Source organism: Arthrobacter liuii, from assembly GCF_014639275.1.
GTDB lineage: Bacteria > Actinomycetota > Actinomycetes > Actinomycetales > Micrococcaceae > Arthrobacter > Arthrobacter liuii.
On the sequence record NZ_BMFW01000072.1, the window covers coordinates 1 to 1,988 of the forward strand.

The 1,988-nt window shown below is 62.1% G+C and carries 2 protein-coding genes and 1 pseudogene; all 3 read right to left on the reverse strand.

All coding sequences use genetic code 11. The features are described 5' to 3' along the window. Nucleotides 1-475: 475 nt before the first annotated feature. Nucleotides 476-925, reverse strand: coding sequence for a hypothetical protein (locus IEW19_RS23100; RefSeq protein ID WP_188573884.1), 450 nt, complete (start codon nucleotides 923-925; stop codon nucleotides 476-478). 230 nt (nucleotides 926-1,155) lie between these two features. Further along, nucleotides 1,156-1,287, reverse strand: a pseudogene (locus IEW19_RS23105) (transposase); the annotation flags it as partial. Nucleotides 1,288-1,638: 351 nt separating this feature from the next. After that, nucleotides 1,639-1,988: CPBP family intramembrane glutamic endopeptidase (locus tag IEW19_RS23110; RefSeq protein WP_188573885.1), on the reverse strand; the 350-nt coding region annotated here is incomplete at its 5' end.

Consider the following 1,988-nt stretch of genomic DNA (forward strand, 5'->3'; position numbering starts at 1 on the left):
GTCGGAGCCCTTCTGGCAGTTCCACTCACCGCCGTCGGCTGGACCATCTTCAAAACCTGGAACGCCCACCGCGCCCCCGGCCCGGAACCAATCAACCCTGACAAACCCGGCTCAGTCGTCTGACAGTTCCGCGTGCTCAGCGAACATCTCGCTGAGGCTCGTCATGTCCCCGGCGTTGAAGGCCTCATACCCGCGCCGGACCAAGTCAACATTTTCTGTGGTTCCCATGATGGGACTCCTCTCCATCATCCTTGTTGGGTCGTGGGACGGCTTAAAGGTATTCCTGGCCCTGGAGCCTGTCGACAGTTTGCGGCACCCGGCTGCGGCGGCTTCGAGGAGCAGGACCGCAGCGAGCATCCCGCAGCGGATCCGCGCCACACCATTCATTATCCGAAGTCCTCTGCACGAAATGTCTAAAGTCGACTGCACGGCACGCCCAGGCCCGTAGGGGGGACTAACGGGTATGGTCTGGGGCCTAATCCCTCTCCAACACGGCCAGACCTCGATTGAATGATGCAGCGACCGGCTTGCCCTTGGACTTCCGGATCATCGTGCAGATCAGTCGCCCCAGCACAGTCCTGCCGGTGCGGTCCCAGGTGACGTGAACGACGCTGCCACCGTCGCGGCCGGGGCGGATCGTGGCTGCGACGTAGCTGCCCGGCGCAGAGAAGTTGCTCTCCTGGACCGTCCAGCGCACGGTGTGTGGGTCAGACCAGTCGTAGTGCTCATGAGCCCAGACCTTCCCGCCTGGAACCTTGTTGCCCTCGCGCACGTCCGCGGTGGTCTCGCCGACCGAGTAGACCTCATACAGTGAAGGCTCGATACCTGGCCATACTTGGGGGCGCCGTGCAGAGAAGTCGATCAGCGCGGTGCGCACCATCTCTGGACTTGCAGTTGTCTCAAGATCGAATTCGATCGCGCTCATGTGTCCAGCATTCCACCTGACCCTTCGATCACGCCATCATCACAGCACGTTTGAGGACCGGCTTGGAGGCACCCTCGGGGTCCCGAAAGGTGGGCGGACACGTGCGTACACCTACCGGCAGGAGTGGCTATAGGCTCAGGCGATGGATGATCTATTTGCGAGACATGCTATTGGTACGCTTTAAGCGGCAAGTGAGATGAACTGGCTAATTACGTCTTGGTTCATGGTGACCATCGGCCGAGTAACTGCTCGCCCAGACCCAGTTCGCGGGCCACCGGCGCGACCGGTCTGCCGGTATCAATCACCAGCCGTGCGGCCTCCCGCCGATACTCGGGAGTGAATTTACGTCGTGTCGTGCTCACAGGAACACCTTCCCGCGGAATCCCAGGATCCCGCTACTTCAGGTGTCCACCATCACAGGCTAATTCCACCAGCGGCATGGCCGCCGGGCGTAGCCGCTGCGGCACGTCATCCACCCGCCATATGCCCACTTCTACCGGCATCCTCTGATCCACCCATCCTTGGACGCAGCCCTGCGCCGCCGCATCGGTTACAACCTACAGGCGCCGGTTGCTTGAGCTCGACAAGTGAAGCCGGAAGGCCTTCTGACCCTCCGTCGATTTGGATGCTGAGATAGGTGTCCTCCTGCCGTCGCAGTAGAAGATCCCTTGCCGAACGTTCTCCACTGTGATGTCTCTTTCCTCTTTGGGGGGTCAGTGGATGAGGCTTTGGAGCAGCGCCGGCTCCAGTGCGGCGTCGATCAGGATGTGGGCGATGACGCATGGCCAGAGACTTCGTTTCGACATCAGGTAAAGGGCGGCCAGGCCCCATCCGAGAATGGTCGTCGCGGCCTGGGCCAGGAGAGCGGCAGGGAGGCCTGCGAAGACGTAAAAGTGGAGGCCTCCGAACACGAGCCCGCTGATGAGGACTTGGAGGGCCGGTGACCGGCCTGCGGCCGCTAGCCGGTCCATCAGGACGCCTCGGAATAGGGTCTCCTCGAAGAACCCGGCGATCAGCGCTGCCAGGACCGCGACGAGCTTGAGCGGGGACACGTTCCCGGCAC

Bases quoted from the DNA above. Each gene is read 5' to 3' on its own strand.
- IEW19_RS23100 (WP_188573884.1), bottom strand. From the start codon at position 925: ATGAGCGCGATCGAATTCGATCTTGAGACAACTGCAAGTCCAGAGATG.